Genomic DNA, 25346 nt, shown 5'->3' with positions numbered 1-25346 from the left:
GTGCCGGCTGCCCCGGCCCGGGGCCGTCCACGGGCGGCGGTCCGGCGTCGGGGGTGCCCGTGGGGGCGGGGTCGGAAGCGGGGACCGGGGCCGCGGCCGTCGGCTGCCCGGCCGCCCCGCCGTCCCCCGCCGGCTCGGCCGGTCCCGCCGGCTCCGCCGCCTGTCGGGCGCCATCCGTCGGCGGCTGTTCCGGGGGACCCCCCGCGGGGCGGATCCGGTCCGTCCACGCCTTGCCGTCCCACCAGCGCTCGGTGGCGGGACCGTCACTTGTCTGCCCGGGGTCCGGATACCACCCGGGAGGAGTCTCCTGCGTCATGTCCCCACCGTATGAGGCGTCGGTGAAAGTCGTATGAGAGGGCGGGTACCTTCCCGCCACCTCCCCGTTCCGTGCGCTGCCCCGGCCCGCCCCGCCCCACGGCGCCACCCCACCCGTACCGCCCCGAAACCCCTGCGTACAGCGCTGATTGACGGCCCGAGACGCACCACCCCGCCCGCTCACTACACGATGTCACCCGGTAAGGCAAGACCCGGAGCGACCATCCGGCGCCGTGCGGTCCGGGCGGCTAGGCTCAGAGTCTGTACGTCATTCGGGCGACTCGGGGAGGCAGCGGGATGACGGAGGTACGGCCCACGGCAGCCGCCTCGGCCGCCCTGTGGGAGCGCGACGAGGAAGTCGCCGCGGTCGCCCGGGCGGTCGACGCCCTGGGCGCGGACCGTGCGTCCGCCGGGGCCCTGCTGGTGTTCCGCGGCGAGGCCGGCCTCGGCAAGACCGCCCTGCTCGGCACCGCCCGCCGCCTCGCCGAGGCCCGCGGCTGCGTCGTCCACTCCGCGCGCGGCGGCGAGACGCTGCGCTCCGTCCCGTACAACGTGGTACGGCAGTTGCTCCAGCCGGCGCTGCTGTCCCTGCACCCCGACGAGGCCCGCGACCTGCTCGGCGACTGGTACGACATCGTCGGCCCGGCCCTCGGCATCGCGGATCCGGGCGAGCGGCGGGCCGACCCGCGGGGCGTGTGCGACGGACTGGTGGAGGCGGTACGGCGGCTGGCCGACCGCGAGCCGCCCCTGGTCCTGCTCATCGACGACCTGCACTGGGCCGACCAGGAGACCCTGCGCTGGCTCACCGCGTGCGCCGAACACCTGGGCGAACTGCCCGTGCTGGTGGTGACCGCCTACCGGTCCGACGACGCCACCGGCGCCGACGCCGGCCGGCTCGACCCGGTCGCCGCCCTCGCGCACCACCCCGTCACCACCCTGAACCTGCTCACCGCCGAGGCCGCCGCCGGGCTCACCCGCGCCGCCCTCGGTGACGGCGCCGACGCCGCGTTCTGCCACGAGGTGTGGACCGTCACCGGCGGCAACCCCTACGACACCGTCGAACTCCTCGCCAAGGTCCGCGACAGCGCCCTCGCCCCGGTCGCCGCCAACGCCGCCGAACTGCGCGCCCTGAACGAGGCCGGCCGCGGCGTCGGCCTCGTCGCCCGCCTGGAGGAACTCGGCGTCGACGCCACCCGGTTCGCCTGGGCCGCCGCCATCCTCGGCACCGGCATCACGGTCTCCCGGTGCGCCGCACTGCTCACCATGAAGGCGGCCGAGGCCGCGCACTGCGCCGGGCTGCTGCGGGACGCCCGGATCCTCACCGCGGCCGGCCCCGACGACGGCGACGGCGAGCTGGAGTTCGACCACCCGCTGATCGCCACCGCCGTCTACGCGTCCATCCCGGACGGGCTGCGCCGGGCCATGCACGGCATCGCCGCCCAGCTCGTCACCGACCTGGGCCTGGGCGCGGCGGCCGCCTCCCGGCACCTCCTCCAGGTGCACCCGGACGACGACGCCGAACTGGTCGAACAGCTCCGCGAGGCCGCCCGCGAGCACCTCGCCGTGGGCGCCCCCGACGCCGCCCGCCAGTGCCTCGAACGCGCCCTGGCGGAGCCCCCGCCGCCCGAGACCCACGCGCGCGTGCGCTACGAACTCGGCTGCGCCACCCTGCTCACCTCGCCCGCCACCACCGTCGGCCACCTCCGCGAGGCCCTCGCCATGCCCGGCCTGCACGGCGACGAACGGGTCGACGCCGTGGTCCGCCTCTCCCAGGCGCTGCTGCACAACGACCAGTTGGAGGAGGCGGTGCGCACCGTCGAGACGGAGGCCGCCCGGCACCCGGACGGTCCCGCCCGGCTCCGGCTCCAGGCCGTCCAGTACATGTGGGAGGGCATCCACGCCGGCGAGTCCGCCGTCCCCGGCCGCTCCGAGCGGCTCGCCGACCTGGCCCGCACCTGCACCGGCCGGGACAACGCCGAGCGCGCCCTGCTCATCCTGCGCGGCTTCGACGCCATGACCCGCGGGGAGAGCGCCGAGGAGATCGCCGCGCTGTGCGACCGCGCCCTGGTCGACGGCCGCCTCGCACCCGGTCTCGGCTGGACCGACACCGAGTGGGGCCTGGAGCTGCTGATGATGCTGGCCAGCGCCTACGCCTACACCGACCGCCTGGACCGGGCCGACGCCCTGTTCGCCGAGGCGCTGCGGGCCTACGAGACGGCCGGCTGGAGCGGCGGCCATCTGGCCCTCGCGCACGCCTACGTCGGGCTCGGGCAGCGCCGCCGGGGCCGGCTGCGGGAGGCGGAGGCGTCGCTGCGCGAGTCGCTGCGGCTGGCCGAGCGGGTCGGCCGCGGGCTGCCGCTGTACTGGTCGGCGACCTGCAACCTGGTCGACACGCTGCTCGCCCGCGGCCATGTCGACCAGGCGTGGCAGATCGCCGAGCAGTACGACTTCGCGCCGCCGTACCCGTCCACGATCGTGCTGCCCGACCCGCGCTCGGTGCGCGGCCGGCTGCTGCTCGCGGTCGGCCGCACCGAGGACGGCGTCAACGAACTGGAGGCCGCCGAGAAGGCCGCCGCGGCCCGCGGCCACCTCAACCCGGTGCTGGTCCCCTGGGCGGTCGACCTCGCTCGCGCGCTGGCCGCCGAGGACCCGGGGCGGGCCGCCCGGCTGGCCGCCGACGCCCGCCGGCAGGCCGAGCGGTTCGGCACCGACACGGCCGTCGGGCAGGCCCTGCGCTGCGCCGCCGCCCTGGAGACCGGGCGGCGCGCGGTCGGCCTCGCCGCCCAGGCCGCCGCCCGCCTGGCGGCCTCGCCGTGCCGCTACGAACACGCCGCCGCCCAGGTCGAGTACGGCATCGCGGCCCGCTCGGCGGCCGAACTGGACCGCGGCCTGGCGCTGGCCCGCTCCTGCGGCGCGGACGGCCTGACCGCCCGCGCCGAGCGGGCGCTGACGGACCTGACCAGCCCCGTCGGCGACCGGCCCTAGGAGCCGTCCTCCTCGGCCAGCACCCGCTGCGCCGTCGCGAACGCCGAGTTGGCCGCGGGTACCCCGCAGTACACGGCCGTCTGGAGCAGTACGGCGCCGATCTCGTCCGGCGTGAGCCCGTTGCGCCGTGCCGCCCGGACATGCATGGCCAGTTCCTCGTAGTGGCCGTGCGCGATCAGCGCGGTCATGGTGATCATGCTGCGTTCGCGGCGCGACAGCGTCTCGTCGGTCCAGATCTCGCCCCAGGCGTAGCGCGAGATGAAGTCCTGGAACCGGGCCGTGAACGGCGTCTGCCGGGACTGCGCCCGGTCCACGTGCGGGTCCCCGAGCACCTCGCGGCGGACCGCCATGCCCCGCTTGGCACCCCCGTCGAGATGGCCGCGCAGCGCGGTGAGCACCGCCTCGGGACGCTCGGCGGGCGCCAGGTGCGAGGCGCCGGGGATCTCCACCAGCGCCGCGCCGGGCACCGCGTCGGCGATCTCCCGCAGGTGCGCGGGCGGGGTCGCCGGGTCCTCGCGGCCGGCGATCAGCAGCGTGGGCACGGTGATGTCCGCCAGCCGGTCCCGCAGGTCGTAGGCGGCCAGCGCGTCGCAGCAGGCCGCGTACGCCGCCGGGTCGGCGTCCCGGTGATCGCGTGCCAGCTCCGGCACGGTGAACCCGGGTGTGAACCACCGGGCGTCCGCGCTCTCGGCCAGCTCCGCCAGCCCCTCCCGGCGGACCTTCGCCGCCCGCTCCCGCCACGGCTCGGCCCCGTTGAAGTGCGCCGACGAGCAGATCGCGGCCAGCGAGGTGAGCCGCTCGGGGTGGTGCACGGCCAGGTGCAGCCCGACCGCGCCGCCCAGCGACACCCCCGCGTACGCGAACCGCTCCAGCCCGAGCGAGTCGGCGAGCGCCAGCACCAGACCGGCCAGGTCGGCCACGGTCGCCCCGGCGGAGATCAGCTCCGCCGGTGAACCGCCGTGCCCCGGCAGGTCCCAGCGGATCACCCGGTGCGCGCTGGACAGCTCGGGCGCCACCTGGTCCCACAGGGCGTACGAGGTGCCGAGCGAGGGCCCGAGGATCAGCGGGGGAGCGGTGGCGGGGCCTTCGGTGCGGTGATTGAGCAGGGTCAACGTCGCTCCAGTGCGCGGTCGGTGAGGGCAGCGGCGCTGCCGGTGTACTGGGTGGGATCGGCCAGGGCGGCGAGGTCCAGGTCCGCCAGCTCCGGCACCTCGGCGAGGAGTTCGCCCAGCGGGCGGTGCTCGGCGTAGGTGCGCCGCGCCAGCTCGGTCAGCAGCTCCTTGGCCCGGGAGCGGCCGAGCACCGGCGCCAGTTCGGCGGAGAGCCGCTCCGAGACGATCAGCCCGTGGGTCAGGTCCAGGTCGGCGCGCATGACCCGCGGGCGCACCTGGAGGCCCTCGGCCAGCTCGGCGGCGTCCCGGGCCGCGCCGCCGGTCAGCCGCAGCAGGTCCCGCAGCGGCTCCCACTCGGCGTGCCAGGCCCCGGCGGGCCGCTCGTCCTCGGCGGCCAGCGAGCCGTACAGCGTGGCCGCGAGCTGTGGCGCGCGCCGGGCCGCTGCCGCGATCAGCGTGGACCGCACCGGGTTGGCCTTGTGCGGCATCGCGGAGGACCCGCCGCCGCTGCCCTCGGCCACTTCTCCGGTCTCGGTCCGGCCGAGCACCAGCACGTCCGCGGCGAGCTTGCCCAACGTCCCGGCGGCCAGTGCCAGGCACCCGGCGAGATCGGCGAGCGGCGTGCGCAGCGTGTGCCAGGGCAACGCGGGCTCCGCCAGGCCCAGTTCACGGGCGTACGCGGCGGGCAGCGCGAGCGGGTCGGCGGCGCCGTACGCCGCGAACGCCGCCAGCGTCCCGGCGGCGCCGCCGAGCTGCACCGGCAGCCGGGCGCGCACCGCCGTGATCCGGTCCCGGGCGTCCAGTACCAGCGACCGCCACCCGGCCGCCTTCAGCCCGAACGTGGTCGGCACCGCGTGCTGGGTCAGCGTCCGCCCCGGCAGCACGGTCTCCCGGTGCTCGGCGGCGAGCCGGGCCAGCGCCCGTTCGGTGCGGGCGAGGTCGGCCAGGATCAGGTCCAGGGTGCGGGCGGCGACCAGCATCGCCGCCGTGTCCAGGATGTCCTGGCTGGTCGCGCCCCGGTGCACGTAGGGCCCGTACTTCGCGCCGACCGCCTCGGTCAGATCGGCGACCAGCGGGATCACCGGGTTGCCGCCGCCGCGCGCCCGTCCGGCGATCGAGGCCAGGTCGAAGCGGTCCGCGTCGGCGGCGGCGTCCGTCACCGCCGTCGCCGCCTCGTCCGGGGCCAGGCCCAGCGCGGCCTGGGCCCGGGTCAGCGCGGCCTCGGCGGCCAGCAGCGCCGCGAGATACGCCCGGTCGCCGGTCGCCGCGGCGGCCGGGGAGCCCGCCCACCCGGGGGCGAGCAGGCCGGTTCCGTCGTCGGGAAAGGTCACTTGTACTCCAGGAAGACCGTCTCGCCCTCGCCTCGAAGGCGGATGTCGAAACGGTACGTGCCCGCCCGCTCCTCGGCCGCGACCAGCGTGTCACGGCGGTCCTCGGGCACCTGGGCCAGCAGCGGGTCGGCGGCCAGCGCGGCCGGGTCGCCGGGCAGGTAGATCCGGGTGAACAGGTGCACGAGCAGACCGCGCGCGAAGACGCACACGCTCAGATACGGGGCGCTCAGCCCGCGCGCGCCCGGCCGCAGGGTCCGTACGTACCAGTGTCCGTCGGCGTCGGTCTGGATGCGGCCCCAGCCGGTGAACTCCACGCCGTTGCGCCCGAGGTAGCCGCCGGTCGCCGGGTCCCGGCGCATCGAGCCGTCGGCGGTCGGCACGTTGCCCTCCGGGTCCGCGCCCCAGACCTCCACGAGGGCGTCCGGCAGCGGGTCGCCCGCGCCGTCCAGCACGTACCCGTGCACGGTGACGGTGTCCGGGTGTCCGACCGGGGCGATCTCCTCCCCGCCGCGGAACGGCAGCGAGTAGCCGTAGAAGGGGCCCACCGTGTGCGACGGGGTGGGCAGCACGTTCTCCGGGCTGCTGGTGTCGATCTTCGTCATGGCAGGTCAGCGCCCTTCTTCGATCCAGGTGGCGGTCGGGCCGTCGAGCACGATGTCCCAGTGGTAGCCGAGCGAGAACTCCGGCACCGACAGGCTGTGGTCGTACGTCGCGATCAGCCGCTGCCGGGCCGCGTCGTCCGTGACGGACTGGAGGATCGGGTCGTACCGGAACAGCGGGTCGTTCGGGAAGTACATCTGCGTCACCAGCCGCTGGGTGAACGCGGACCCGAAGAGCGAGAAGTGGATGTGCGCGGGCCGCCAGGCGTTGACGTGGTTGCGCCACGGGTAGGGGCCGGGCTGGATGGTGGTGAAGCGGTAGCGGCCGTCGGCGTCGGTGATCGTGCGGCCGGTGCCGGTGAAGTTCGGGTCCAGCGGCGCGTCGTGCTGCTCGCGCTGGTGGGCGTAGCGACCGGCCGAGTTGGCCTGCCAGATCTCCACCAGCTGGCCGCGCACCGGCCGCCCGGCGCGGTCCAGGAGCCGCCCGGAGACGGTGATCCGCTCGCCGACCGGCTCACCGGGGTGCTGGACGGTGAGGTCGTTGTCGATCGCGGTCAGGTCGCGCTCGCCGAAGGCGGGCGAGGACAGCTCCACCAGCTCCGGGTCCTTGGTGACGTCGATGGCGACCGGCGGCTGTTTCGGATGCCGCAGCACCGAGGACCGGTACGGGGCGTAGGCGCGGCGCGGGTGGTGCTCGGCCGGCCCGCCGTCGGCGAGCCGCTTCTCGTACGCGGCGCGCTCGGCGGCCATCTCCGCGTCTATGTCGTGCTGGGTGAGAGTCATGGAACCCATCCCTGTCAGGCGGCCCGAGCGTATGAATTAGTCAGGGCACTGAGTATTTCGGCGATGTTTCCCACACGCTGCCACCGGCCGGGGGAGTCGTCAAGACCCAGTTCATGGCCTTGTTGTGTGAGGTGTACCGAGTGCGGTGCGCCGAGTATTGTTCAGTGCACCAACTAATATGATCTCGGGAGCGCACATGGCCGCGGTGGACCTGACCACCCATCCCGGGCACCTGGCCCGGCGGCTCCAGCAGGCGCACTACCTGCTGTGGAACACGATGGTCTCCGAGGAGATCACGTCGCCGCAGTTCGCGGTCCTGAACGCGCTGGTCGCGGAGCCGGGCCTGGACCAGCGCACGGTGGGCGAGCGGGTCGGGCTCGACCGGTCCACGATCGCCGAGGTGATCAGCCGGCTCAGCCGCCGGGGCCTGATCGACAAGGTGCGCGACCCGCAGGACGGCCGCCGCGCCCTGCTCCGCCCGACCGACGAGGGCACCCGCACCCACCGCAAGCTCACCGTGCGCACGGCCCGGATGAACCAGGTCTTCCTGGCCCCGCTCTCGGCCGCCGAGCAGGGCCAGTTCTTCGACCTCATCCAGCGGGTCGCGGACGCGGCCGAGGGGCTGCGCAACCCGGCCGAGCCGGTCGCCCGCTGAGGTTTCTCAGCCGGCCTGCGCGAACACCACCCACACCTGGCCCGCGGCGAACCGCAGCGGCGAACCGTCCGCCGCCGTGAACGCCGTACCGTCCGTGGCCGCGCCCCGGCGCCAGGTGGCGGCGTGCGCGCGGCCGTCGCGCAGCACCTGGGCCCGGCCGGCGCCGACCGTCTCGACGTACGGCGAGTGGTTGCCCCGCGAGTCGTGCAGCTTCGAGGACCGCACCTTCACGTACTGCACGACGACGGTGGCGGGCGCCAGCCGTTTCCCGCCGGGGGTGACGGCCGGGGTGCCGTCCATCGACAGCAGCCAGCCGGCCCGCTCCGCCGACCAGGTGAAGGTGAAGCGGGCCGCCGGGTAGCGCACCGTGTGCGCGGGCTCGGTCCGGCCGCCCGCGGGCCCGGCGCCGTACTGGAAGCCGGTGGTCAGGGCCGTCGCGCCCGGCGCCGAGGACAGCAGGCGGCCGGGGCGCAGATAGAGGTTGTGCGGGGCGGGCCGGGCGCTGTCCCGGACGAAGGCGTCCGCGGCCCCGTCCGGCTGCTCGGCCCGCAGCGGGGCCCTGTCGATGTCCGGCAGCAGCTTGCGCTGGGCGCCGGAGAAGGCGAGCGTCGGCCGGTCGAACTGGCGCAGCAGCTCCAGATCGGACGCGCGGGCGCTGCGCACCGGACCCACGGTCTCCGGCAGCCTGGTCGCGTACAGGGCCAGCAGCCTGCTCAGCCCGCCCTCCACCGGCTCCACGTAGACGACGTCCGCCGCCTCCAGGCCCGTCTGGGGGCGGGCGGCGGGCGCGTTGTCGATCTTGACGGCCAGCGGGGACGCCGTAGCGGCCGCCGTTTCCGTCGCCGCCGCCGTCGCCCGGGACGGGACCGGCGCGGGGCCGCGTCCGTCGTCGTCCGGTCCCGGCCCGGCCGCGCAGCCCGCCGCCAGCAGCGCCGCCACCGCCGCCGTCACCCCGGTCCGTGCACCTCTGCGTCCGCCTTGTCGCTTCCCGACCAGCATCCCGACCAGCATCCCGACCACCCGCCCGCTCTCCCTGTGTCACTGATTGTGCGCTTCTTTACGCATATGCGGCCATACCCGATTTCTTCTGATCGCGCGCTTTCGGTCGGCTGATCGGACCAGCGTGGCGGTTCGGGGGAGGGGCGCCGGGTACCCGGGCGCCACCGTACGAGTGACAGTGATACGGCCGGGCGACGGAGGGAGCGCGGGACGATGAAGGCAGTGACCTGGCAGGGCAAGCGGGACGTGCGGGTGGCGGAGGTGCCGGACCCGAAGATCCAGGAACCCACCGACGCGGTCATCCGCGTCACCTCCTCCGGACTGTGCGGCTCCGACCTGCACCTGTACGAAGTGCTCACCCCGTTCATGACCCCGGGCGACATCCTCGGACACGAGCCGATGGGCATCGTCGAGGAGGTCGGCCCCGAAGTGCCGAACCTCAGGCCCGGCGACCGGGTCGTGGTGCCGTTCCAGATCGCCTGCGGCCACTGCTACATGTGCGACACCGGCCTGCCCACCCAGTGCGAGACCACCCAGGTCACCGGCGAGGGCATGGGCGCCGCCCTGTTCGGCTACACCCGCCTGTACGGCGCGGTGCCGGGCGGCCAGGCGGAGTACCTGCGGGTCCCGCACGCCCACTACGGCCCGATCAAGGTGCCCGAGGGTCCGCCGGACGACCGTTTCGTCTACCTGTCCGACGTACTGCCCACCGCCTGGCAGGCGGTCGCCTACGCCGGCGTCCCGCAGGGCGGCACCGTCGCCGTGCTCGGCCTCGGCCCGATCGGCGACATGGCCTGCCGGGTCGCGCAGGCCAAGGGCGCCGGGCGGGTGTTCGGCGTGGACCTCGTCCCCGAGCGGCTGCGCCGGGCGCGCGAACGCGGCGTGGAGACGTACGACCTGCGCGCCTTCGACAGCGAGAAGGAACTCGTCGCCGCCATCCAGGACGAGACCGGCGGACGCGGCCCGGACGCGGTGATCGACGCCGTGGGCACCGAGGCGCACGGCGGCGCGATCGCGAAGCTGGTGCAGCAGGGCGCCGCGATCATGCCCCGCAAACTGAGCGGCCCGCTCGCGGAACGCTTCAGCGTGGACCGGCTCGCCGCCCTCTACACCGCCATCGACCTGGTGCGCCGCGGCGGCACCATCTCGCTGGTCGGCGTGTACGGCGGGATGGCCGACCCGATGCCGATGCTCACCATGTTCGACAAGCAGATCCAGCTGCGGATGGGGCAGGCCAACGTACGCCGCTGGAGCGACGACATCCTCACCTACCTCACCGACGAGGACCCGCTCGGCGTCCAGGACTTCGCCACCCACCGGGTGCCGCTCACCGACGCGCCGCACGCCTACGAGATGTTCCAGAAGAAGCAGGACGGCGCGGTGAAGGTGCTGATGAAGCCCTGATCAGTCCAGGATCGTGGCGCGGCCGCTGCGGCGCAGGTCGGCCAGCCCGTCCCGCATCGCCTGGAGCTGCTCGGGGGTGTGACCGGTCCAGCCGGTGAGCTCCGACACCACCCGGACCGGCTCGCGGGTGCGGTAGGAACGGGTCGGATTGCCCGGAAACCTCTTGTCGGTGACGTTGGGGTCGTCCTCCAGGGCGCCGACCGGCTCGACCAGGTAGATCCGCCCCGGCCCGTCGCCGGCCGCCAGCTCGGCGCCCCAGACGGCGGCGTCCAGGGTCTCGGAGACATAGACGTGCCGGGAGGTGCGCCCTTCCTCGAAGTTGGAGGCGCGGCCAGGGGTCAGCAGATCTCCCGGCACGAGATGCGCCTTGGTGCCGTGCAGGTAGGTTCCCGCCTCGTACACCTGGAAGGGGACAGGGGTGCCGGTCATGCGCGCTCCTTCGCTCCGGGCCCGGGACACCAGCGAACCACGGCCCGGCCCACCGCACACCGGTCTTGGTCAAGCCGATGGCGCGAGGATCTCCGCCAGGTCGAAGCGGACCGGCTCCTGAAGCTGGGCGAAGGCGCAGCTGTCCGGGGTGCGGTCCGGGCGCCAGCGGCGAAAGCGCGCGGTGTGCCGGAACCGGGCCCCGTTCTCCATGTGGTCATACGCCACCTCGGCCACCCGCTCCGGCCTGAGCGGCACCCAGGACAGGTCCTTCTTGCCCGACCAGCGGCTCGGCGCGCCCGGCAGCCGCGCCGACTCGTGGGCGGCCTCGTCCGCCCAGGCCGCCCACGGATGCCCGGACACGTCGTCCATCCGCAGCGGCGCCAGCTCCGCCACCAGTTCCGCCCGCCGCTTCATGGTGAAAGCCGCGCACACGCCGACGTGCTGGAGGGCGCCCCGGTCGTCGTACAGGCCGAGCAGCAGCGAGCCGACCACCGGGCCGCTCTTGTGGAGGCGGTAACCGGCCACCACCACGTCCGCCGTCCGCTCGTGCTTGACCTTGAACATCGCCCGCTCGTCCGGCCGGTAGCGCAGATCCAGCGGCTTGGCCACCACCCCGTCCAGGCCCGCCCCCTCGTACTGCTCGAACCACCGCCGTGCCACCTCGATGTCGGTGGTGGCCGGCGCCACGTGCACCGGCGCGGTGACCTGGGCCAGCGCCCGCACCAGCAGCGCCCGCCGGTCGGCCAGCGCCACGTCCAGCAGCGACTCACCGTCCAGCGCCAGCAGATCGAAGGCCACCAGCGACGACGGCGTCCGCTCGGCCAGCGTCCGCACCCGCGAGTCCGCCGGGTGGATGCGCTCGGTGAGCGCGTCGAAGTCCAGCCGCCCCGCCCGAGCGATGACGATCTCCCCGTCCACCACGCACCGCTCGGGCAGCCGCTCCTTCACCGCCGCCACCAGCTCCGGGAAGTACCTGGTCAGCGGCTTGCCGGTGCGGCTGCCGAACTCCACCTCGGCACCGTCCCGGAACACGATCGCCCGGAACCCGTCCCACTTCGCCTCGTACTGCATGCCCGGCGGGATCGCCGCCACGGACTTGGCGAGCATCGGCTTCACGGGCGGCATCACGGGCAGATCCATAGTCCGATTCTGGCCGGACATCGCCCATGTCGCCTGATGTGCGAAGAGTGACCGGCGGACCTACCGTGGCTCACATGGGTGCAGCGGTGGAACTGGAGACGGGCGGCCGGACCGTACGGCTGACCAGCCCGGACAAGGTCTTCTTCCCGGAGCGCGGATTCACCAAGCTGGACCTGGCCCGCTACTACCAGGCGGTCGCCCCCGGCATCCTGCGCGCCCTGCGGGAGCGCCCCACCACCCTGGAGCGCTACCCGGACGGCGTCACCGGCGAGTGGTTCTACCAGAAACGCGCCCCCAAGGGCATGCCGGACTGGATTCCCACCGCCCACATCGCCTTCCCCAGCGGACGCAGCGCCGACGAGATGTGCCCCACCGAGGAAGCAGCGGTGGTGTGGGCCGCCCAGTACGGCACCCTCACCTTCCACCCCTGGCCGGTCCGCAGCAGCGACGTCGACCACCCCGACGAACTCCGTGTCGACCTCGACCCGCAGCCCGGCACCGACTACGACGACGCGGTCCGCGCCGCCCACGAACTGCGGTCCGTACTGGAGGAGTTCGGCGGCCTGCGCGGCTGGCCCAAGACCTCCGGCGGCCGCGGCCTGCACGTCTTCGTGCCGATCGAACCTCGCTGGACCTTCACCCAGGTACGCCGCGCCGCCATCGCGGCCGGCCGCGAACTGGAACGCCGGATGCCCGACCGGGTCACCACCAAGTGGTGGAAGGAGGAGCGCGGCCGGCGCATCTTCGTCGACTACAACCAGACCGCCCGGGACCGCACCATCGCCTCCGCCTACTCGGTCCGCGCCCGCCCGCACGCCCCCGTCTCGGCCCCGCTGCGCTGGGCGGAGGTCGGCGTCGCCCACCCCGCCGACTTCGACCTCGCCACCATGCCGGCCCGCTTCGCCGAACTGGGCGACGTGCACGCCGACATGGACGACCACGCCTACGCCCTGGACGCCCTGCTGGAGCTGGCCGCGAAGGACGAACGCGACCACGGCCTGGGCGACCTGCCGTACCCGCCGGAGTATCCGAAGATGCCGGGCGAACCCAAGCGGGTACAGCCGAGCCGGGCGAAGAAACCGCGGCCTACAACTCCATGATCCGCACGTCCCGGTAGGACACCACGTCCGTGGTGCTGTGCACCTGGAGCCCGAGGTAGCCGGCCGCGAACCGGCGGCCGTCCGTGCCCGGGTCGTCCGCGCGGGCCGGGTAGAAGTCCTGGCCGCCGGTGTTGTCGAACTCGTTGATCAGCACACCGTTGCGGTACACCGAGTAGTGCTGGTCGACCACCCGGATCTCGTAGTCGTTCCAGGTGCCCTTCTGGGTCACCCCGGCCCCGGCCAGCCCCACCCGGTCGAAACCGTAGACCGAACCGGTCTTGTACAGATCCCCGGCCGGACTGTCGAACACCTGGATCTCATGGCCGAACTTGATCGCGGCCCACTCCGGCCGGGACTCCTCCGGGTGGTCGTGGACCCACGGGAAGCGCACGAACACACCGGAGTTGGCGTTCCCGGTGCCCGGCGCGTCGTCCCGCCACTGCAGCTTCAGCGAGAAGTCGCCGTAGGCGCGCTCCGGGAACCACAACATGCCCAGGCCGTCCTCGGAGGTGCCCGAGGTGATCGACCCGTCGCCGTTGGCCGCGAACGAACCGCCGCCCACCTGCTCCCACTTGGCCAGCGACGCGGCGGAGCCGTCCATGATGGTCCGGTAGCCCTCGGTCTGGCCGGGGCTGCCGATCCCGGACTCACGGGCGGCGGCCCGGACCGCCCTCAGCTCCCGCTGGTCGATGACGCCCTCGGCCAGCAGCGCCGCCGTCACCTCGCGCACATGCTTGAGGAACAGGGCGTGCGAGGTCCACTCCCGCTCGTCCTCGATCAGCTCGTTGATCCGGCACCGGTTGTCCGTCACCCGGTTGGGCACCCCCGTGTCGACGGTACCGACGATCACCGTGCGCCGTTCGTCGTACTCCGGGCAGGGCGGCGCCGGCACCCCGCCGCCGGCGACCACGGTGAAACTCACACCGAGCGGCGCCGAGACATTGCCCGCCTCGTCGCTCGCCCGGTACGCCACGGTGTGCGGGCCGACGCGGTCGACCGGCACGGGCCCGGTGTACGCCAGGTAGGGCCCGCCGTCGAGCGAGTACTCGATGCCCGCGACGCCCGAACCGCCCGCGTCGGTGGCGCTGACGGTCACCCGCGCGCTCCCGACGTACGCCCCGTTCGCGTCGCGGGTGCCCGCCACGGTCGCGCCGGTCACCGGCGCGGTGGTGTCCTGCGGCGGAGCGGCGACGACCGTGAACCGCACACTCTGCTCGGCGGCCGTGTTGCCCGCCTTGTCGGTGGCCCGGTAGCGGACGGTGTGGGTGCCGACCTGGTGCACCATCACCGGCATGGTGTACGGCTGCCAGGCCCCGTCACCGACCGCGTACTCGACGGTGTTGACGCCGGAGCCGGTGTCGGACGCGCTGACCGTCACCGTCGCCATGTCGAGATAGGCACCGTCCGGGTTCCGCTCGCCGTCCACCGTCGCCGAGGTCTGCGGCGGCGTGGTGTCGTCGGTCCCCGGGGCGACGACGGTGAACGTCACGCTCTGCTCGGCGGCGGCGTTGCCCGCCTTGTCGAAGGCGCGGTAGCGGACCGTGTGGTCGCCGACCTGGTCGATCACCACCGGGGCGGTGTACGGCTGCCAGGCGCCGTCCGCCCCGATCGCGTACTCGACCCGGTCGACACCCGAGCCGCCCGGGTCGGTGGCGCTGACCGCCACGCTCGCCGAACCGACGTACTGTCCCTCGGCGTTCCGCGCGCCCCGCACGTCCGCGCTGGTCTGGGGCGCGGTGGTGTCCTCGCCGCCGCCCTCGGTGACCACCAGGACGCCCTTCATCTCCCCGTGGCCCGGGATGGAGCAGTGGTACAGGTAGCGGCCGGGGGACAGGGTGACCTCGGCGGTGTGCTTGCCGCCCTGCGCGTCGAACGGGTTGGCCAGGATGTTCAGCTGCACGTCGCTGTTGTACGCGGGGTCGCTGGTCAGGAACGTCAGCGTGTGCGGCATGCCGGTGGTGTTGCCGGTCGCCTCGCTGTTCTCGAAGACGATCGTCGCCGGACCGGCCACCGCCGTCTCGGGCGCCGAGGTGTACTTCGTGATGTCGTCGCCGGCGGTCCAGGTGAGGACCTGCTGCGCGGCGGGCGCGGCCGGCTCATCCGCGCCGACGGCGACCGTCTGGAGCCCCAGCACCATCAGCAGGCCGGCCAGCAGCGCGGCCCAGCCTCTCCGTCGCCGTGTCACCGCGTCCCCCTCGCCAGTCGTCCGGCCGCCGGGGTCGGCCCGCCGCCCGTGTAAGTGACCTTCCACAGCGCCGACTTGGTGTCCGAGGTGAAGAAGCCGCGGCCGTAGTCCAGGACGTACAGCGCGCCGTCCGGGCCGAACGTCCAGCCCATCAGGTTCTTGATGCCGTCCGCGCCGACCGGCACGATCTTCTTCAGTGACTCGGAGTGCACCGGCAGCCCGCCGTCGCCTTGCGTCTTCGGGTCCATCAGCACCGCGTTGCGCGGCTGCCCGGCGTCGTAGAAGTCGCCGACGAACCACTTGCCGTCCCAGTACTCCGGCCACTTGGCCGCGCTGCTGCTCGCGGCGTCGTAGCGGTAGACCGGTCCGGTCATCGCGGCCTGGCTGCCGCCGGTGAGCCACGGCAGCAGGTAGCTGCCCTCGTCCTGCTCGTAGGACGGCACGCCGTTCGCGTCGCGCGGGAAGTCCGGGCCGCCGCCCTGCGGCGAGTACCAGATGTTGTTGCCGGTCACCGGCGGCAGGTTGACCAGGCCGTCGTTGTTCGGCGACTCGTTCTTCGGGTGGTCGCAGTCGTACCAGCCCAGCGGCTGCGACGGGTCCGGCAGGTTGCGGTCCCGGTAGGGCTGCTTGTTGCCCATGCAGTACGGCCAGCCCCGGTTGCCCGCCTCGGTGATCGCCGCGAAGGTGTCGTACTTGGCCGGCCCCCAGGTCGGGGAGGGGGCGGAGGCGTCCGGGCCGACCCAGCCGGCGTACAGGGTGTCGGTCGACTTGTCGACGGAGATGCGGGACGGGTTGCGCACGCCCATCACATAGATCTCGCCGCGCGTCTTGCCGCCGCCCTCGGCACTCTCCTCGCCGGTGAACAGGTTGCCCGCGGGCAGGGTGTACGTGCCGTCCGGTTCCGGGTGGATGCGCAGGATCTTGCCGTTGAGGTTGTTGGTGTTGCCTGCGGTGCGGCGGGCGTCCGCGAAGGAGACGCCCTTGAAGTTCGGCTCGGGGTTGTTGCCCGAGTAACCGTCGCTGAAGCCACTGGAGTTGTTGTCACCGGTGGCGATGTACAGGTTGCCCTTGGAGTCCCAGGCCAGCCCGCCGCCCGCGTGGCAGCAGCTGTGGATCTGCACCGGCCACTTCAGCAGCACCCTCTCGCTGCCCAGGTCCAGCTTGTCGGTGGTCTGGTCGAGGGTGAAGCGGGAGACCCGCCGCTCGGCCATGTGGGTCTCGCGGTTGATCTCCGAGTGCGGGGTGTAGTGCAGGTACACCCAGCCGTTGTCCGCGAAGTGCGGGTCGAGTTCGATGCCGAGCAGACCCTCCTCGACCTTGACCAGTTCCTCGCCGCCGCCCTTGTTGCCGAAGACGGTCAGCTCACCGGCGAGGGTGACCCGCTGGGTCGCCGGGTCGTAGACGTGGATCTCGCCCCTGCCCTTGCCGATGTCCGGGTCGTTCCAGTCGGTGACCACCGGCTGAGCGGCGTCGGCGCCGCCCCGGCCGATGTAGAACACCCGGCCGTCGGGCGCGGTGACCAGGCCGTGCGGCTCGCCGATCTGGTCGTTTTGCCCCGGCTGGTTCGGCCGGGTCAGCCGCTCCGCCTTGTAGTTGCCGGTGATGGTGGCCTTGCAGTCGGCCTGGACCAGGCGGGTGGTCCACAGCAGGGCGCCGCGCAGATGGGTGCGGAAGTCGGTCTCGTCGTAGGCCGAGGCGGTACCGCCCATGCCGGTGTAGAAGGAGCGTCCGCCGTCGTAGTCGCGGCACCAGCTCACCGGGTGGTCCCAGCCGTTGGCACCGGCTCCCGGGGTGTACGTCGACTCGCGCACCCGGGCCACGGTGTGCACCTCGCCGGACGGATTCGCCGCCCAGTTCAGCCACTTGTCGGGGCGCTTCCACTGCACCGGCAGGTCCTTGGTGGCCGGGTGCACGCGGTCGCCGACCTCCACGGTGGCCCGCTGGACGGCCGGAGCGGCGCCGGCCGCGGGACGGGCGCCGATCAGACCGGTGAACCAGTCCGAGTACGGTTCCGCGCGGGCCGCGTCATGGACGCCGAGGAAACCCCCACCGGCCTCCATGTACGCCTCCAGGCCCGCCTCCTGCTCCGGATCCAGGACGTCCCCGCCGCCGGTCAGGAAGACCACCGCGTTGAACCGGCCGAGGCGCTTGTCGTTCGTGAACACCGACGTGTCGCCGGTGGCCGTGACCGCGAACCGCTGGTCCGCCGGCCCGGTCAGTCCGATCCGCTCGATCGCCGCGATCCCGGCGTTCACGACCGGCGACTGGGGGCCGGCGGCGGCCGATCCGTAGAAGACCAGCACCCGGACCTCGGCGCCGCCCGGCGGCGACTTGATCGACATCGTTGTCAGGGACGGTTCCGGCGCCGGCCGCGCGTCGGCCGCGGGGGCCGACAACAGCCCCGCGGTCAGCAGTCCGGCGGTCAGCGAGGCCGCCCGGAGCCGTCGTCTCGGTAAGTTCCCGGGCCTGTGATGCGATGAGAACCGCACGTGGTCACCCACCCCTCTTCGGTCGCGGCAGCAGCGCCAAGGAAGCTAGACCTCTTTGCGCGGCTCGCCAAGAGGTATCACCGGCATGGAACGAACTTTGTCCTGAGTGTGGATAAACGGCTCGATGCCCGTTACCGTCGCCGTCGCACAGATTCCACACAGCATTCCGTCACGCTCGTCGCCCGAGTGGGGAGTTGGCATGGACAGACGCGGCTTCAACCGGCGGGTGCTGCTGGGCGGCGCGGCGGTCGCGACCTCGATGTCGTGGGGTCCGGAGTCGGTGGGCGCCCCGGCCGCCGCCGCCCCGGCCCGGACGGCCCCGGCCGGCGGCGCGGTCAGGCACCTCAGGCTGTACGCGGAACGGCTGCCCGGCGGACAGTTCGGCTACGGACTGGAGAAGGGCGCGGCGACGATCCCGGGGCCGCTGATCGAACTCAACGAGGGCGACACGCTGCACATCGAGTTCGAAAACACCATGGACATCCCGGCCAGCCTGCACGTCCACGGCCTGGACTACGAGATCACCAGCGACGGCACCGCGATGAACAGGAGCGATGTGCCGCCCGGCGGCACCCGCACCTACACCTGGCGCACGCACAGGCCCGGCCGCCGGGCGGACGGCACCTGGCGGGCCGGCAGCGCGGGCTACTGGCACTACCACGACCACGTCGTCGGCACCGAGCACGGCACCGGCGGCATCCGGGGAGGCCTGTACGGGCCGGTGATCGTCCGCCGCGCGGGCGACGTCCTGCCGGACGCCACGCACACCGTCGTCTTCAACGACATGCTCATCAACAACCGGCCCGCGCACACCGGTCCGGACTTCGAGGCCACGGTGGGCGACCGCGTCGAGTTCGTGATGATCACGCACGGCGAGTACTACCACACCTTCCATCTGCACGGTCACCGCTGGGCGGACAACCGCACCGGCCTCCTCACCGGCCCCGACGACCCCAGCCGGGTCGTCGACAACAAGATCACCGGCCCGGCGGACTCCTTCGGCTTCCAGGTGATCGCCGGGGAGGGGGTGGGGGCCGGGGCGTGGATGTACCACTGCCATGTGCAGAGCCACTCCGACATGGGGATGGTGGGGCTGTTCCTGGTGAAGAAGACGGACGGGACGATCCCCGGGTACGAGCCGCACGATCACACCGATCACACCGATCACGGCGACCGCGCATAGCGTGCGCGCGGAGAGCGCTCTCACCCTCCCTCGGGCCGCGGCTATCCTGATCCGCAGCCGCCGAGGAGGAGCCCACGTGACCGACACAGCGCCGCGTCCCACGCTGGAGGCGGTGGCCGCGCGGGCCGGGGTCTCCCGGGCCACCGTGTCACGGGTGGTGAACGGAGCGGCGGGGGTCCGTGAGGCGCTCGCCGCCCGGGTCCGCCGCGCGGTCGAGGAACTCGGCTACGTGCCCAACCAGGCCGCCCGCTCCCTGGTGACCCGGCGGCACGACGCCGTCGCCGTGGTCGTCGCGGAACCCGAGGCCCGGGTCTTCGCCGACCCCTTCTTCGCCCTCCAGCTGCGCGGCATCGGCAAGGAGCTGACCGCCCACGACAACCAGCTCGTCCTGCTGCTCACCGAGGGCCGCGAGGACCACGCCCGGGTCGGCCGCTACCTCGCGGGCGGACACGTCGACGGGGCGCTGGTCTTCTCCCTGCACCTGGACGACCCGCTGCCCGGCCTGATCCAGCGCGCCGGGGTGCCGACGGTGTTCGGCGGCCGCCCCGGGTGGAGCGAGGGGCACGACGACGTGGTGTACGTCGACAGCGACAACCGGGGCGGCGCCCGGGACGCCGTACGCCACCTCGCCGGCCTCGGCCGCAGCCGGATCGCGCACATCACCGGCCCGCTCGACCAGACCTCCGCCGCCGACCGGCTGGCCGGCTACCGCGACGTCATGACCGGCGCCGACCCCGAGCTGGTCGCCCGGGGCGACTTCACCGCGGGCGGCGGTGAACGCGCCATGCGGGACCTGCTGCACCGGTGCCCCGCGCTGGACGCCGTGTTCGCGGCCAACGACCTGATGGCGGCGGGCGCGCTGCGGGTGCTGCGCGCACACGGGCGGCGGGTCCCGGAGGACGTGGCCGTGGTCGGCTTCGACGACATGGTGCAGGTCGCCGAACAGACCGAGCCCGCGCTGACCACGGTCCGTCAGGACATCGAGGAGATGGGCCGCCTGATGGCCCGGCTGCTGCTGCGCGGGCTGGACGGCGCGTCCGGGGCCGGCGCCCTCGACCCCGGGGTCCCGCCGGCCGGCGTGATCCTGCCGACGACACTGGTGCGGCGCGCGTCGGCGTGACGTGCTCCGCCCGTGACGTGCCCCGTCCGTGACGTGCCCCCTCGTGACCGGTCTCGGAGACCGGTCCGCCCCGTCCCGCCCGCCCCTACCCCTGCCGAGGCGCGGGCTGGAGCACCGCGAACCGGGCCCCGTACGGATCGGCCAGCCGGGCCAGGCGGCCCACGCCCTCGACGTCCGCGGCGGGGAGGCGGACCTCGCCGCCCAGCTCCAGGGCCCGCGCCAGCACGGCGTCCGTGTCGGCCACCGCGATGTACGGCAGCCAGTGCGCCTGTGTCTCCACCGGGTCGTCGGCGAGCGGGATTACGCCGCCGAACACGCCCGCCTCGCCCTCGCCCGCCGGATTGACGCAGGTGTAGGTGCCGCCCGGGAAGGACAGGGCGGAGGTCTCCAGACCGAGCACCGCGTGGTAGTGCGCCGCGGCCGCCGCGATGTCCGGTGTGTACAGCTCGGCCCAGCACAGCGCGCCCGTCTCGCCCACCAGGTCGAGCCCCTTGCGCTGCCCCGGCTGCCAGACGCCGTACGGTGCTCCCGCCCGGTCGGCGAGGATCGCCGACACGCCCTCCGCCAGCACGCGCGTCGGCGGCACCAGCACCCGGCCCCGGGCCCGCTCGGCGGACCGGGCGGCGGCCTCGGCGTCCGGTGTCCGGAAGTACACCGTCCAGGACGGCGGGCCGTGCTCGGGGGTGATCCCCAGACAGCCGGCCACCGTGGCGCCGTCCCGCTCGAAGCAGCCGTGGTCCCCGGCGGGCGCCGGACGCAGCCGCCAGCCGAAGAGGCCGCCGTAGAAGGAGGCGGCGCCGTCGACGTCGGGCACGGCGACGTCGATCCAGTCCGGAGCGCCGGTGACGTAGCGGTCGGTGAGCATCTTCGCCCTCCTCGGAAGGGTCCCGTTGCCTGCTCCGCCGAGTCTCGCACCGCCCACTGACAATCGCCCGCGCCCGCCGTCCCGCGCGCCGCCGTGCCTCCCGGCGCCGTACGGGTGACCATCGGGGGGCCGGCGGCCCGCGGCGGGACGTTGATCCCACGTTGATCGAACGTTTTGCGCCGTCCGGCACGCTGCTGGCCATGCTCAACGACACGATCACGGCGCCCGACCTCGCCTGGCAGGAGGAGGCGTTGTGCGCGCAGACGGGGGGAGACTTCTTCTTCCCCGAGCCCGGCAGCTCGGTACGCGAGGCGAAGCGGATCTGCGCCCTGTGCCCGATCCGCCCGGCCTGCCTGGAGTTCGCCCTCAGCAACGACGAGCGCTTCGGCGTCTGGGGCGGCCTGTCGGAGAAGGAACGGCTGGCCCTGCGACGGGCCGTGCCCTGAGGGGAGGGCCGGTGGCTCGACGCGAGTGTTCGCGGTCGAAGTGCCCGTCCCGGCAGGCACACTGCATACATGGCGACGAACGGTGGCGGCGCGGCACCTACGGACGGGGCCTGACCGACGCTTCTGAGGCGGTCCGCCGCGACCCGCTGCGGGCCGTCGAGGCGGGCGCACCGCGCTCGCCGAGCGACTGGTCGAGCGGCTGCGCCGGGAGACGGGCGACTCCGGGGCGGCCCGGTTGCACGCCAGCCACGCGCGGCTGGGCGGCCCTCGCCGAGCGGCACCCCGAGGCGCTGCCCGGCACCCTGCGCGACATCTGGTGGCGCCGGTACGCGCGCGTGCTGACCGGCCTCGCCCCCGGCGCGCCCGCTGCTCACCCCTACCTGGTCCGATGTCCTCGGTCCGGTCGCCTGGGCGGCGGCGGAGCGACGGCAGGCCCACCGCGAAGGCCAACCGCGCGGGGACGACCGCGCCGGAATGGCCGTCAGCCGGCCGCCCGGGCCGCCATCCTGGCCTTGCGGGCCGCCAGCTTCTCGTCGAACTTGGCGGCTTCCGCGTCCAGGCCGCCCATGAACAGGCCCAGTTCCTCCTGCGCCTTGAGCCCTTCCGGGCCCAGCCCGTCGATCTCCATGACCTTCAGGTAGCGCAGCACGGGCTGGATCACGTCGTCGTGGTGGATGCGCAGGTTGTACACCTCACCGATCGCCATCTGCGCGGCGGCCCGCTCGAAACCGGGCATGCTGTGGCCGGGCATCCGGAAGTTCACGACCACGTCCCGCACGGCCTGCATCGTCAGGTCCGGCGCCAGCTCGAAGGCCGCCTTCAGCAGGTTCCGGTAGAACACCATGTGCAGGTTCTCGTCGGTGGCGATGCGGGCCAGCATCCGGTCGCAGACCGGGTCGCCGGACTGGTGTCCGGTGTTGCGGTGCGAGATGCGGGTGGCCAGCTCCTGGAAGGCGACGTAGGCGACCGAGTGGAGCATCGAGTGGCTGTTGTCCGACTCGAAGCCCTCGCTCATGTGCGCCATCCGGAACCGCTCCAGCTGGTCCGGGTCGACCGCGCGCGAGGCGAGCAGGTAGTCCCGCATCACGATGCCGTGCCGGCCCTCCTCCGCCGTCCAGCGGTGCACCCAGGTGCCCCAGGCGCCGTCGCGGCCGAAGAGGGAGGCGATCTCGTGGTGGTAGCTGGGCAGGTTGTCCTCGGTGAGCAGGTTCACCACCAGCGCGATGCGGCCGATCTCGGTGACCTGGGACTGGCCCTTCTCCCACGCCTCCCCGTCCTCGAAGAAGCCGGGGAAGTTGCGCCCGTCGCTCCACGGCACGTACTCGTGCGGCATCCAGTCCTTGGTGACCCGCAGATGCCGGTTCAGTTCCTGCTCGACCACTTCTTCCAGTGCGAGCAGCAGTCGCGCGTCGGTCCAGGCGGAGGGGCTGCCGAGTTGGGCGGAAGTGACTGTCACGAATACTCCAGGGGGACGGATGACCGTTCGATGGGTCCGGCGAGCGGTGCCGGAACCTACGGCATCGTAGGCTACGACACCGTAGGTTACGAGACCGTAGGTTAAATGCGGCGTAAAGGCCCTGCTCAGCCGCCTCATCCGCCTCACCCGGACACGCAGTGACCAGCTCCGCCGCCCACAGTCGCCGCATCCCCGCTCCGAAGCCCCGGTCAGGTGCTCTCCGCGACCGCTTCCGCCGTCGTCTCCCGCAGTTCTCCTTCCTCCAGCAGCAGCCAGCGCGTGATGCCGAGCGCCTCCAGGAACGGCAGGTCGTGGCTGGCCACGATCAGCGCTCCCTCGTACGACTCCAGGGCCGTGGTGAGCTGCCGGACGCTCGCCATGTCCAGGTTGTTGGTCGGCTCGTCCAGCATCAGCAGCTGCGGCGCGGGCTCCGCCAGCATCAGCGCGGCCAGCGTCGCCCGGAACCGTTCGCCGCCGGAGAGCGTCGCCGCCTTCTGGTCGGCCCGGGCGCCCCGGAACAGGAAGCGGGCGAGCCGCGCCCGGATCCGGTTGCCGGTGGCGTCCGGCGCGAACCGGGCCACGTTCTCGGCGACGGTCAGACCGTCGTCGAGAACGTCCAGCCGTTGCGGCAGGAACCGCAGCGGCACATGCGCCGTCGCCTCGCCCGCCACCGGGGCCAGCTCCCCGGCGATGGTGCGCAGCAGCGTGGTCTTGCCCGCGCCGTTGCGCCCGACCAGCGCGATCCGCTCCGGTCCGTGCAGGTCGAAACCCTTCTCCACCCGGGCGCCGTGCACGAGTTCCAGCTCCCGCAGGGTGAGCACCGAACGCCCCGGCGGGACGGCCGTGTACGGCAGGTCGACGCGGATCTCGTCGTCGTCCCGCACCGCCTCCACCGCGTCGTCGAGCCGCTCCCTGGCCTCGGCGAGCTTCTCCTCGTGCAGGATGCGGTGCTTGCCCGCGGACTCCTGGGCGGCCCGCTTGCGTGCCCCCATGATGATCTTGGGCTCGCGTTTCTGCTCGAACATCTTCTGGCCGTACCGCTTGCGGCGGGCCAGCTTGACCTGGGCGTCGGACAGTTCGCGCTTCTGCTTGCGGAAGTCGGACTCGGCGACCCGCACCATGCGCTCGGCCGCCTCCTGTTCGACGGCGAGGGCCTCCTCGTACGCCGAGTAGTTGCCGCCGTACCAGACGAGCTCGGCGCCGCCCGGGTGCGCCGGGCCGCCGGTGCGGCGCAGGTCGGCGATCTGGTCGACCAGGTCGAGCAGTTCGCGGTCGTGGCTGACCACGACCAGCACTCCGGGCCAGGACGCGACGGCGGAGCAGAGCCGCCGGCGCGCGTACAGGTCGAGGTTGTTGGTCGGCTCGTCGAGGAGCAGCACGTCGGGCCGGCGCAGCAGCAGCGCGGCCAGCCGCAGCAGCACCGACTCGCCGCCGGAGACCTCCCCGACGGTGCGGTCCAGGTCGAGGTGGCCGAGGCCGAGTTCGCCGAGGGTGGCGCGGGCGCGTTCCTCGACGTCCCAGTCGTCGCCGAGGGTCTCGAAGTGCTCCTCGGCCGCGTCGCCCGCCTCGATGGCGTGCAGCGCGGCCCGCCGTGCGGCGATGCCGAGCACCTCGTCGACGCGGAGCGCGGTGTCGAGGGTGACGTTCTGCGGGAGGTAGCCGACCTCGCCGGTCACCCGGACGGTGCCGCCGGTCGGGGTGAGCTGTCCGGCGACGAGTTTGAGCAGGGTCGACTTGCCCGCCCCGTTCACGCCGACGAGCCCGGTGCGGCCGGGGCCGAAGGCGGCGTCCAGGTCCTGGAAGACGGGGGTGCCGTCCGGCCAGGCGAAGGAGAGGGCCGTACAGCTGAGGGAAGTATGCATGAGGGGTGACTCCGCGGTTGCGTGGTGCGGTCAGGGGCAAACGCGTATCGAGACACCGCGGGGCGGCGACCGCCGTCGGCGGGCCGAGGCAGGACGGGAGGTCCCTGGAGAGAAGGTCTCTGGAGAGAAGCTCTCTGACGAGGAGGAGAGAAGCCCTGCTCGTCGGGAACGGCTCGCACACCGAGGTCGCACGCGGCACACACACCTGAACGGTGCGGCGCGGTGTCTCAGGACCTCAGACGAGCAACGTCCTACTCCGATCGACGACAACAGGACCCGTACACCGTAGGAACCGGCCGGGCGGGGTGTCAACCGATTACCCGCCGAGACCGCACCGCCCAGGAATCGTCCCGAAGGAGACCCCGTGCCCCACGGTCCGCTCTCAGTGCCGGCCCGCCTGTGTCTGCTGGCCGGGGACGCCGCGCCGGCGCACCGCCTGGTGCGGGCCGGCGCCCTCGCCGAACTGGCCCGGCGTGGCCTGCTCGTCGACGACGACGGCATCGCCACCCCCGTCGACCTGGACTCCCGCACCGGCGACCCGGTCCTGGACGGGCTGCTCGACCTGGTCCGCGAGTCCCTGCCGCACGACTGGCGGACCTGGGTGCGGCTGCGGGCCCGGATCACCTACGACGCCGTACGGGAGCAACTGGTCGCCGAGCGGTGTCTGCGCGCCGAGAAGCGACGGGTGCTCGGCGTCTTCCCGTCCGTGTCGTACGCCCTGGCCCGCCCGGCCCTGGTGGACGCGCTCCGCGAGCGCACCCGGCAGGTCCTGCACGGTCCGGCGCCGGCCGCCGAGGTGCCGGTCCCGGACGCGGCCGGCGCCGTCCTGGCCGCCGCGGCGCGGGTGCGGGGGCTGGGGCCGCCGGCGGACGGCGTCCGGAGCGAGGC

Annotated in this window: 21 protein-coding genes; 8 read left to right on the top strand and 13 right to left on the bottom strand. The window is 73.5% G+C overall.

The window, feature by feature from the left end:
- Nucleotides 1-316, bottom strand: a 316-nt coding sequence (locus tag ACTT8P_RS32560; protein WP_442835383.1) for a DUF2510 domain-containing protein, incomplete at its 3' end; no start/stop codon positions are given.
- Between the two features lie 296 nt (nt 317-612).
- Between ACTT8P_RS32560 and ACTT8P_RS32555 the strand changes: the two genes are divergently transcribed.
- The gene (locus ACTT8P_RS32555; RefSeq protein ID WP_442835382.1) at nt 613-3300 is read left to right on the top strand and encodes an ATP-binding protein; all 2688 of its coding nucleotides are present in this window, start codon (nt 613-615) and stop codon (nt 3298-3300) included.
- On the opposite strand, the gene pcaDC is transcribed toward ACTT8P_RS32555, so the two are convergent.
- Genes pcaDC through pcaH form a run of 4 tightly spaced genes read right to left on the bottom strand, consistent with a single transcriptional unit; the run spans nt 3297 to nt 7125 of the window.
- Nucleotides 3297-4412: a bifunctional 3-oxoadipate enol-lactonase/4-carboxymuconolactone decarboxylase PcaDC gene (pcaDC, locus tag ACTT8P_RS32550; RefSeq protein ID WP_442835381.1), complete on the bottom strand. Its 1116-nt coding sequence runs from the start codon at nt 4410-4412 to the stop codon at nt 3297-3299. The two genes, ACTT8P_RS32555 and pcaDC, sit on opposite strands and share 4 nt — an antisense overlap.
- Nucleotides 4409-5743 (bottom strand): 3-carboxy-cis,cis-muconate cycloisomerase, encoded by a 1335-nt coding sequence (gene pcaB, locus ACTT8P_RS32545; RefSeq protein WP_442835380.1) that lies wholly within the window; start codon nt 5741-5743, stop codon nt 4409-4411. Before pcaB ends, pcaDC begins: the two co-directional genes overlap by 4 nt.
- Nucleotides 5740-6345, bottom strand: a complete 606-nt coding sequence (gene pcaG / locus ACTT8P_RS32540; RefSeq protein WP_442835379.1) for a protocatechuate 3,4-dioxygenase subunit alpha — start codon at nt 6343-6345, stop codon at nt 5740-5742. The genes pcaB and pcaG overlap by 4 nt, the downstream gene beginning before the upstream one ends.
- A gap of 6 nt (nt 6346-6351) precedes the next feature.
- Nucleotides 6352-7125 (bottom strand): protocatechuate 3,4-dioxygenase subunit beta, encoded by a 774-nt coding sequence (gene pcaH / locus ACTT8P_RS32535; RefSeq protein WP_442835378.1) that lies wholly within the window; start codon nt 7123-7125, stop codon nt 6352-6354.
- 196 nt (nt 7126-7321) lie between these two features.
- Here pcaH and ACTT8P_RS32530 point away from each other — a divergent pair, with 196 nt between their 5' ends.
- Nucleotides 7322-7780, top strand: coding sequence for a MarR family winged helix-turn-helix transcriptional regulator (locus ACTT8P_RS32530; protein ID WP_442835377.1), 459 nt, complete (start codon nt 7322-7324; stop codon nt 7778-7780).
- A gap of 6 nt (nt 7781-7786) precedes the next feature.
- Here ACTT8P_RS32530 and ACTT8P_RS32525 read toward each other — a convergent pair whose 3' ends face one another.
- Entirely contained in the window at nt 7787-8779 is a 993-nt protein-coding gene (locus tag ACTT8P_RS32525; protein ID WP_442835376.1) for a DUF3048 domain-containing protein, read from the bottom strand.
- A 213-nt stretch (nt 8780-8992) separates the two neighbouring features.
- Here ACTT8P_RS32525 and ACTT8P_RS32520 point away from each other — a divergent pair, with 213 nt between their 5' ends.
- Nucleotides 8993-10183, top strand: coding sequence for a zinc-dependent alcohol dehydrogenase (locus tag ACTT8P_RS32520; RefSeq protein WP_442835375.1), 1191 nt, complete (start codon nt 8993-8995; stop codon nt 10181-10183).
- On the opposite strand, the gene arr is transcribed toward ACTT8P_RS32520, so the two are convergent.
- Together arr and ACTT8P_RS32510 are read right to left on the bottom strand one after the other, a co-directional pair.
- Nucleotides 10184-10612, bottom strand: a complete 429-nt coding sequence (arr, locus tag ACTT8P_RS32515; protein WP_442835374.1) for an NAD(+)--rifampin ADP-ribosyltransferase — start codon at nt 10610-10612, stop codon at nt 10184-10186.
- Nucleotides 10613-10681: 69 nt separating this feature from the next.
- Nucleotides 10682-11752 (bottom strand): ATP-dependent DNA ligase, encoded by a 1071-nt coding sequence (locus tag ACTT8P_RS32510; protein ID WP_442835373.1) that lies wholly within the window; start codon nt 11750-11752, stop codon nt 10682-10684.
- Between the two features lie 74 nt (nt 11753-11826).
- Here ACTT8P_RS32510 and ligD point away from each other — a divergent pair, with 74 nt between their 5' ends.
- Complete coding sequence (gene ligD / locus ACTT8P_RS32505) at nt 11827-12852, top strand: non-homologous end-joining DNA ligase (protein ID WP_442835372.1); 1026 nt, start codon at nt 11827-11829, stop codon at nt 12850-12852.
- Here the strand turns inward: ligD and ACTT8P_RS32500 are convergent.
- Both ACTT8P_RS32500 and ACTT8P_RS32495 read right to left on the bottom strand, forming a co-directional pair.
- A complete protein-coding gene (locus ACTT8P_RS32500; protein ID WP_442835385.1) occupies nt 12839-14989 on the bottom strand; it encodes an OmpL47-type beta-barrel domain-containing protein in 2151 nt (716 codons plus the stop codon). The two genes, ligD and ACTT8P_RS32500, sit on opposite strands and share 14 nt — an antisense overlap.
- A 44-nt stretch (nt 14990-15033) precedes the next feature.
- Complete coding sequence (locus ACTT8P_RS32495; protein ID WP_442835384.1) at nt 15034-17463, bottom strand: ThuA domain-containing protein; 2430 nt, start codon at nt 17461-17463, stop codon at nt 15034-15036.
- 262 nt (nt 17464-17725) lie between these two features.
- Between ACTT8P_RS32495 and ACTT8P_RS32490 the strand changes: the two genes are divergently transcribed.
- Nucleotides 17726-18709 carry a multicopper oxidase domain-containing protein gene (locus tag ACTT8P_RS32490; protein WP_442835371.1) on the top strand — a complete coding sequence of 328 codons (984 nt, stop codon included), beginning with the start codon at nt 17726-17728 and terminating at the stop codon, nt 18707-18709.
- 76 nt (nt 18710-18785) lie between these two features.
- On the top strand, nt 18786-19829 hold the full coding sequence (locus tag ACTT8P_RS32485) for a LacI family DNA-binding transcriptional regulator (protein ID WP_442835370.1): 1044 nt from the start codon (nt 18786-18788) through the stop codon (nt 19827-19829).
- A gap of 85 nt (nt 19830-19914) precedes the next feature.
- Here the strand turns inward: ACTT8P_RS32485 and ACTT8P_RS32480 are convergent, their stop codons facing one another.
- Nucleotides 19915-20694: a VOC family protein gene (locus ACTT8P_RS32480; protein WP_442835369.1), complete on the bottom strand. Its 780-nt coding sequence runs from the start codon at nt 20692-20694 to the stop codon at nt 19915-19917.
- A gap of 161 nt (nt 20695-20855) precedes the next feature.
- Between ACTT8P_RS32480 and ACTT8P_RS32475 the strand changes: the two genes are divergently transcribed.
- On the top strand, nt 20856-21140 hold the full coding sequence (locus ACTT8P_RS32475) for a WhiB family transcriptional regulator (RefSeq protein WP_442835368.1): 285 nt from the start codon (nt 20856-20858) through the stop codon (nt 21138-21140).
- 481 nt (nt 21141-21621) lie between these two features.
- Here the strand turns inward: ACTT8P_RS32475 and ACTT8P_RS32470 are convergent, their stop codons facing one another.
- Both ACTT8P_RS32470 and ACTT8P_RS32465 read right to left on the bottom strand, forming a co-directional pair.
- Entirely contained in the window at nt 21622-22596 is a 975-nt protein-coding gene (locus ACTT8P_RS32470; RefSeq protein ID WP_442835367.1) for an acyl-ACP desaturase, read from the bottom strand.
- Nucleotides 22597-22805: 209 nt separating this feature from the next.
- On the bottom strand, nt 22806-24458 hold the full coding sequence (locus tag ACTT8P_RS32465; RefSeq protein ID WP_442835366.1) for an ABC-F family ATP-binding cassette domain-containing protein: 1653 nt from the start codon (nt 24456-24458) through the stop codon (nt 22806-22808).
- A gap of 364 nt (nt 24459-24822) precedes the next feature.
- Between ACTT8P_RS32465 and ACTT8P_RS32460 the strand changes: the two genes are divergently transcribed.
- The coding region (locus ACTT8P_RS32460; protein WP_442835365.1) for a GOLPH3/VPS74 family protein at nt 24823-25346 on the top strand (524 nt) is incomplete at its 3' end.

It is taken from the genome of Streptomyces sp. JW3, assembly GCF_052216785.1.
Taxonomy (GTDB): domain Bacteria; phylum Actinomycetota; class Actinomycetes; order Streptomycetales; family Streptomycetaceae; genus Streptomyces.
The sequence above is the reverse complement of the archived record's forward strand: the minus strand, read 5'-3'. Positions and strand labels throughout refer to the sequence as shown.

What these genes read in the sequence shown, in the direction of transcription:
- ACTT8P_RS32555 (WP_442835382.1), top strand. Translation starts at nt 613, where the DNA reads ATGACGGAGGTACGGCCCACGGCAGCCGCCTCGGCCGCCCTGTGGGAG.
- pcaG (WP_442835379.1), bottom strand. Translation starts at nt 6,345, where the DNA reads ATGACGAAGATCGACACCAGCAGCCCGGAGAACGTGCTGCCCACCCCG.
- pcaH (WP_442835378.1), bottom strand. Translation starts at nt 7,125, where the DNA reads ATGACTCTCACCCAGCACGACATAGACGCGGAGATGGCCGCCGAGCGC.
- ACTT8P_RS32530 (WP_442835377.1), top strand. Translation starts at nt 7,322, where the DNA reads ATGGCCGCGGTGGACCTGACCACCCATCCCGGGCACCTGGCCCGGCGG.
- ACTT8P_RS32525 (WP_442835376.1), bottom strand. Translation starts at nt 8,779, where the DNA reads ATGCTGGTCGGGAAGCGACAAGGCGGACGCAGAGGTGCACGGACCGGG.
- ACTT8P_RS32520 (WP_442835375.1), top strand. Translation starts at nt 8,993, where the DNA reads ATGAAGGCAGTGACCTGGCAGGGCAAGCGGGACGTGCGGGTGGCGGAG.
- arr (WP_442835374.1), bottom strand. Translation starts at nt 10,612, where the DNA reads ATGACCGGCACCCCTGTCCCCTTCCAGGTGTACGAGGCGGGAACCTAC.
- ACTT8P_RS32510 (WP_442835373.1), bottom strand. Translation starts at nt 11,752, where the DNA reads ATGGATCTGCCCGTGATGCCGCCCGTGAAGCCGATGCTCGCCAAGTCC.
- ligD (WP_442835372.1), top strand. Translation starts at nt 11,827, where the DNA reads ATGGGTGCAGCGGTGGAACTGGAGACGGGCGGCCGGACCGTACGGCTG.
- ACTT8P_RS32500 (WP_442835385.1), bottom strand. Translation starts at nt 14,989, where the DNA reads ATGGTGCTGGGGCTCCAGACGGTCGCCGTCGGCGCGGATGAGCCGGCC.
- ACTT8P_RS32490 (WP_442835371.1), top strand. Translation starts at nt 17,726, where the DNA reads ATGGACAGACGCGGCTTCAACCGGCGGGTGCTGCTGGGCGGCGCGGCG.
- ACTT8P_RS32480 (WP_442835369.1), bottom strand. Translation starts at nt 20,694, where the DNA reads ATGCTCACCGACCGCTACGTCACCGGCGCTCCGGACTGGATCGACGTC.
- ACTT8P_RS32465 (WP_442835366.1), bottom strand. Translation starts at nt 24,458, where the DNA reads ATGCATACTTCCCTCAGCTGTACGGCCCTCTCCTTCGCCTGGCCGGAC.